A 6,179-nucleotide genomic window follows, 5' to 3' on the forward strand; every position below is an offset into this window, starting at 1 on the left:
TTTATATGGCTTAAAGACCACCAGAAATGGAAGCATTATGGTCCTGGACAACTTAGGCGGATCGCTGCGCAATGCCCTAAAGAAGATTGCCTCAGCGAATAAGATAGATAAAGCACTGGTCGACGAAGCGGTACGGGAGATTCAGCGTGCCCTCCTGCAAGCAGACGTGAATGTGAAGCTTGTGATGCAGCTATCCAACACCATCAAATCGAGAGCATTGGACGAGAAGCCCGCTCCGGGCATGAACCCAAGGGAGCATGTGATCAACATCGTCTACCAGGAGCTGATAAACCTTGTAGGCCGCGGTGCCGACATCCCTCTGAAAAAGCAGAACATCATGCTCGTGGGCCTGCAGGGCTCGGGAAAGACGACTACCGCAGCGAAGCTCGCCACCTTCTTCCAGAGGAAAGGCTTACGCACTGCGGTAATATGCGCTGACACCTTCCGGGCAGGAGCCTATGACCAGCTCAAGGCTCTGTGCGAGAAGCAGGGCATATTCTTCTACGGCGAGAAGGGCAACACCGATGCCCCGGCAGTAGCCAGGAACGGCCTGGAGGCCACAAAAAAATACGATATACGGATCGTCGATACCGCAGGGAGGCATGCCCTGGAGGGGGACCTGATCCAGGAGATGAAGGACATTCACGCAGTGGTAAACGCCGATCAGAAGCTGCTGGTGATGGACGCCGCTTTAGGCCAGCAGGCCAGCGAGCAGGCGAAAGCGTTTAACGAGGCGGTCAACATCACCGGGGTTATTATCACCAAGCTTGACGGCACTGCCAAGGGCGGCGGAGCCCTTTCTGCGGTGGCGGAGACCAAGACCTCAGTGGCCTTCATCGGAGTGGGCGAGATGCCTGCGGATTTAGAGCGGTTTGAGGCCGACCGCTTCATCTCCCGCATGCTGGGGATGGGTGATATCAAAACCCTCATCGAGCGGGCCCAGGAGGTTCAGACCGAGCAGGAGGTGGATGTCGAGTCCTTGATGCGGGGCAAGTTCACCCTCAAGGATATGTACCAGCAGATGGAGGCCATGAACAAGCTCGGACCATTAAAGCAGATCATGCAGATGCTGCCCATGGGAGGTCTGGGCTTTGAGCTATCGGACAAAGAGTATCAGATGACCAAGGACAGGCTGGACAAATACCGGGTAGTCATGGACTCCATGACCGCCGCAGAGCTGGATGACCCCAAGATCATCACCGCCTCGCGCATCAAGCGCATATCCCAGGGCAGCGGCGCTTCGCCTGACCTCGTCCGCGAGCTGCTCAAATCCCATCAGGCCATGCAGAAGGCGCTCAAGGGGATGAGAGGAGGCATGGGCAAGATGAACATGAAGAGGATGATGAAGAGGTTCAACCCAGGCGCCAAGACATAACGATGCTCTGGCCATTGCTGCTTTTGTGAATGCTCTTATCGATTCGGCCCGATTGGCTGCCTTTTCTCTAGATCACTGGCTGCCTATGCATAAGAGGTGCTTGCCGCCGGCAAGGGTGTGGCGGCGCTGATGATGGTTATCTCTTTATCTTGGGGTGCGGAAAGGATCACACTTCCGGTCAACGTTCCCGATTCGATCGGCATCCCCCGGGAAAATGCCTCATACACCCCGGTGATGGCAGTCTTGCTTGCGGACAGCTCCATTCTTATGACCTCCTCCCCTCCCGCAGCCATGACGAACACCATCAGGTCCTTTGTCCCAACCGACCCGGCGGCAGTGATGTTAATTCTTCGGCCTTCAGAGCTAAGCTGCCCTGAGCCCATAACCAGGTCATCCTGCTGAAACATCTCCAGATCCAGATGTCTGGCGGGGCTGCCCTTAAGATTCGCCGACCAGCTTCCAGTGAGGTTTAGCCCCCCGGAGAGGCCGACCTGTGCCTGCGATGACTCTTCCTCTCCCACGGTGATTGGGGTGAGTATTCCCCTGCCGGTAGAGACGGTACCCATATATCCTTGTGATGCTGCCCCCGAGAGGAGGATCAGCAAGACCAAGATCGCCATCGGAATTCCTTTCAAATGCAATTGCATTCACCACTCAAGCCTCTTTTCCACAGATGATACGGCAATCAAATGATATAGCAATCTCTGGTATAATAATCGTGGGCTTGAAAGGCGCAACTGAAAAAAAGGGGGATCTATTATATCCCGCCAGGGTATTTTGCGATTTTGCCGGGCCGGCTCTTGCCGCCTTTAGTCCGCACTATGCCATCGCTGGAACGGCCACCGGCTGAACCGACAGCAGCTTTCCAGAGGCTATGCCCGGCTGGGTCACTCCCGGAGCGGTGTAGACGAAGCTGCCGTTCATGGATCCCGGGGTTATGGTCAGGCTCAAGCGATAAAGGCCCTGGCTCTGCACCGGGGACACGAACAGGGCCACTCTGTCGCCCAGTATAGTGCCCGCAGCGGTTACCTGAGCTGCGTTTCCATTCTGCATCAGTATACCATATCCCGATACTGCATCTTGGTTTTGGTACAGATTAAGGGTGAGGTAGCTGGTAGCTGCTCCGGTAAGGGTAAAGGACCAGTTCCCTGCTATTGCTACATACCTAACAGGCACCTTGGTGACAGCATTGGGGCTCATCCCCGTCTGTCTGTCGATATAAAACAGGCTCTCATTTCTAAAAGATAGCGATGGATCATCTGCAACGCCATAGACTCCTTCTTGAACCTCTTCTCGGATCACACTGCCGGACATATCCTCAGTGGGAAACTCCGGAACTGCATTGGCGCCAAGAGCCGCAGCCGATAGGCATGCGACCAGGGCCAACGTCATCAATACAAACTTGAATCCCATTCTCCTAATACCTCCATGTCATAGCATACCTGGGAGATCTTAAACCTTGTCTCTTCTGGAAGGAGGCGATCATGCGAAATGATAAAAAAAAATTGGAAATTCAGTTCTTCGCCTGTTTAACCCTCTTGTAGTGCCGGTACATGATCCCCAGGGCATCTGCCACCTGCTCTGGGGTCGAGAAGACCGGTATTCCCGCCTTCTCCATCTTTATGACCCCGGGCATCTCAAACTCCTTTCCGGCAACGCAGGCGATGATGGGTTTTCCCTTGTAGTCGATGCTCTTCAGGGTATCAACATAGCTGTCCAGGATCTCCGCCTGGAGGATGACAATGAAGCTGCCCACATCAATGCTATCCACCCCGATCTCTATGGTGCTCTTCACAATCCTGGCATCCTGGCTGAAGGTGTAGTCCACCGGGTTCATGCCGCAGACATAGTCCGGCAAAAGGTCCATCAGCCTCTTCTTCAGAGGCTCCTCCAGCTCGGAGAGGCGCATGCCATTGTCGATGATGGCATCGGCAGCTATCACCCCCAACGAGCCGGCATAGGTTATGATGAAAACCCCCTCCCGGTCAGGCAGGGGCTGCTTGGATATGGCTCTGGAAAGGTTGAACATATGCTCATAGTCTCGGGCGCGGATGATCCCCGACTGGCGGAAGACGGCGCTGTAGATCTGGTCGTTTCCGGCCAGAGAGGCAGTATGGGAGGCCACGGCCTTCTTTCCCGCCTCGGTCCGGCCGGACTTTAGCACCACTATGGGCTTTTTCATGGTGATTTGGCGAGCCTGGTCTATGAACCTTCTGCCGCCTTTCACCGACTCCAGATACATGCAGATGACATTGATGTTCTCGTCCTTGCTCACCGCCTCCATGATATCGGTCTCATTGATGTCCAATTTGTTGCCAATGGTGGCTATGATGCCGAAGTCCATGATATGGCGCAGCCCCCAGAGCATCCCGGCTGCACACACCCCTGCCTGGGATACCAGGCCGATGTTGCCCTGACTCAAGGCATCCACAATCCCTATGGACTGCACCATGCTGCAGTGAGTGTTGATGATCCCCGAGCAGTTCGGTCCGAGCAGCCGCACGCCATACCTATCTGCGATCTCTTTCATCTGCAATTCGATCTTCTTGCCTTCCGGCCCCAGTTCCGCAAACCCGGCCGACTCGACTACGATATAGCGCACGCCGCACTGGCAGCACTCCTCCACTACATCCGCGGTCATGCCTGCAGAGACCAGAATGATGGCCACATCCACTCGCTCGGGCACCGCGCTGATGCGGGGATAGGCCTTGATGCCATGAATCTCCTCTGCTCGGGGGTTAATGGGATAGAGCATACCCTTGAACTTGTGGCTGACCAGATTGGTGAAGACATTCCAGCCCAGCTTTCCTGGCGTACCCGAAGCCCCGATCACCGCTATGCTCTGAGGATAGAAGAGGTCATGCAGATCCTGCTTCTCTTTCCCGGCGGGTGGACTGGCCCTGGGCTCGCCCAGGATGATTCTGGCATCGACCACAGTGCAACCATGGGGATAGAGGAACACGGGATTAAGATCCATCTCCCAGATGCGGGGCTCCAAGTTCACAAAATCCGATATCCTCATCAGTAGATCCTTCAAGGCCTCGATATCCGCAGAGTGGCCCCGGCTGCCCTTGAGCAGGGAATACCCCCGGATCTCCTCGATCATCTCCTGTGCATCTGAGCGGGTGATGGGGATGGAGCGGAAGCTGACATCCTTCAAGACCTCAACGAATACCCCCCCCAGGCCGAACATCAGAACCGGCCCGAAGGTGGGGTCGTTTGCCACTCCCACGATGGCCTCTATTCCCGTCGGGGCCATCTTCTGCACAGAGATGCCCTCCACCGGCTTTCCCTGAAATGAGCTGACAATATCCCGGTAGGCTCGCCGGACGTCGTTCTCCTCATTCAAATGGAGCTTGACCCCACCTGCATCGGATTTATGGACTACATCAGGAGAGATAACCTTCAAGGCCACTGGACTGGCCAGAGACTTGAATATCTCCACTGCCTCCTCTTCGGTTCTTGCTACCACGGTGCCGGTTGTGGATATCCCCAGCTCCTCCAAAATGGCCTTGCTCTCATGCTCCATGAGGTAAGTTCTGTCTACTGATTTTGCCTGATCGATAATGTCTTTGATTACTTCTGCCATTTTCAACCCCAGATTGCTCTTTATCGTTCTGCTCTGNNGAAGCGATGATCTTATCTTAGATAAAAGGTTATTATCTTTCATGGAAAAGGATATTGTCCAGGTCATCCTTGAAAAGGAGCTCACTGTCAAAAACCCTATTCTGATAGAGGGATTCCCGGGAATCGGCCTGGTAGGTAACATCGCCAGCCAGTACATAGTCAACGATCTGAAGATGACCTATATCGGAGCGATGAACTCCAAATACTTCCCGCCACTGGCAGTCCTTTTGGGAGGAGTAGTGAACATGCCGGTTCGCATCTATGAGGATGCGAGCAAGGGGGTAGTGGTTCTGACCGCCGATATTCCCATCCATCCCCTGGCCTCCTATGAGGTTGGAAGGGAGATAGTGGCCTGGGCAGAGTCCATCGATGTACAGGAGTTGATCTGCCTGGCAGGAATAACCGTGATGGATGATCAGAACCGGGTCTTTGGCGCTGTAAGCCGCCAGGAGCTGCTGGATAAGATAAGGGGCAAAGCAGAGATCTTTGAGATAGGAACGATCACCGGAATTACCGGTAGCATCATGAATGAGTGCCGCATAAGAAACCTCCCTGCGGTCTGCCTGCTGGGGGAGACGGCATCAGCAGAACCTGATCCCCGCTCGGCGATCGCTGCCATCGAGACCATTAACAAGATCTATGGCCTGGGAGTGAACACTGCCAAGCTCGCTGAACAGGCAGAGGAGATCGAGGTGCAGATGGCTCAACTGGCCCAGCAGATGAAAGCGGCCGCACCCGAGGAACAGCAGACCCAGTTGCCGAAAGAGTTCCCAATGTACGGGTGATGCCAGATGATTTACACAAGCCTAACCGGATTATCCAGACATGTGATAAAAGAGATTCTCGCCGCCAGGGTGAGGACGGTGGAGATCAGGAGCCCGAACAATTTCTTTGCCATCTACAACTGCCAGCCTGGCGAGAGGATATTCATCACCGATTCAAGCGCCCTGGATGTAGTTCCAGGCACTACCGGCCTTATCACCACCATAAAGGCCCTTCAGGTCATAACCCACAGAACCATCCAGTCTGGGGAGAATTATTATGAGGAGAGCGAGTCTCAGGCAGCAAGGCTGCAGCTTCAGCTGGTGGGCGTCGGTCGGGTGAGAAGGATTGCGTCCATTGAGCCAGCAACGCCCCTCACTTTAGACGTGGATGAGGTGAGGTACTGCGGGGCACG

Annotated in this window: 6 protein-coding genes; 3 read left to right on the forward strand and 3 right to left on the reverse strand. The window is 54.8% G+C overall.

What is annotated here, in order from left to right:
- Positions 1-37 precede the first annotated feature (37 nt).
- Positions 38-1,375, forward strand: a complete 1,338-nt coding sequence (locus BP822_RS10835; protein ID WP_286878283.1) for a signal recognition particle protein Srp54 — start codon at positions 38-40, stop codon at positions 1,373-1,375.
- Between the two features lie 83 nt (positions 1,376-1,458).
- Here the strand turns inward: BP822_RS10835 and BP822_RS10840 are convergent, their stop codons facing one another.
- From BP822_RS10840 to BP822_RS10850, 3 genes are all read right to left on the reverse strand, one after another.
- Positions 1,459-1,995 carry a hypothetical protein gene (locus tag BP822_RS10840; protein ID WP_048132100.1) on the reverse strand — a complete coding sequence of 179 codons (537 nt, stop codon included), beginning with the start codon at positions 1,993-1,995 and terminating at the stop codon, positions 1,459-1,461.
- 199 nt (positions 1,996-2,194) lie between these two features.
- Entirely contained in the window at positions 2,195-2,788 is a 594-nt protein-coding gene (locus tag BP822_RS10845) for a hypothetical protein (RefSeq protein ID WP_013719375.1), read from the reverse strand.
- A 100-nt stretch (positions 2,789-2,888) separates the two neighbouring features.
- Complete coding sequence (locus BP822_RS10850) at positions 2,889-4,964, reverse strand: acetate--CoA ligase family protein (RefSeq protein WP_276619482.1); 2,076 nt, start codon at positions 4,962-4,964, stop codon at positions 2,889-2,891.
- A gap of 79 nt (positions 4,965-5,043) precedes the next feature.
- On the opposite strand from BP822_RS10850, the gene BP822_RS10855 reads away from it, so the two are divergent.
- Positions 5,044-5,787: a proteasome assembly chaperone family protein gene (locus tag BP822_RS10855; RefSeq protein ID WP_013719373.1), complete on the forward strand. Its 744-nt coding sequence runs from the start codon at positions 5,044-5,046 to the stop codon at positions 5,785-5,787.
- 6 nt (positions 5,788-5,793) lie between these two features.
- Positions 5,794-6,179: DUF473 domain-containing protein (locus BP822_RS10860; protein WP_048132096.1), on the forward strand; the 386-nt coding region annotated here is incomplete at its 3' end.

This window comes from Methanosaeta sp. UBA458, assembly GCF_002496085.1.
GTDB classification, from domain to species: Archaea; Halobacteriota; Methanosarcinia; order Methanotrichales; family Methanotrichaceae; genus Methanothrix; species Methanothrix soehngenii.

Excerpts from the sequence above, each read along its gene's own strand:
- BP822_RS10835 (WP_286878283.1), top strand. The coding sequence starts at position 38 with ATGGTCCTGGACAACTTAGGCGGATCGCTGCGCAATGCCCTAAAGAAG.
- BP822_RS10840 (WP_048132100.1), bottom strand. The coding sequence starts at position 1,995 with ATGGCGATCTTGGTCTTGCTGATCCTCCTCTCGGGGGCAGCATCACAA.
- BP822_RS10845 (WP_013719375.1), bottom strand. The coding sequence starts at position 2,788 with ATGGGATTCAAGTTTGTATTGATGACGTTGGCCCTGGTCGCATGCCTA.
- BP822_RS10850 (WP_276619482.1), bottom strand. The coding sequence starts at position 4,964 with ATGGCAGAAGTAATCAAAGACATTATCGATCAGGCAAAATCAGTAGAC.
- BP822_RS10855 (WP_013719373.1), top strand. The coding sequence starts at position 5,044 with ATGGAAAAGGATATTGTCCAGGTCATCCTTGAAAAGGAGCTCACTGTC.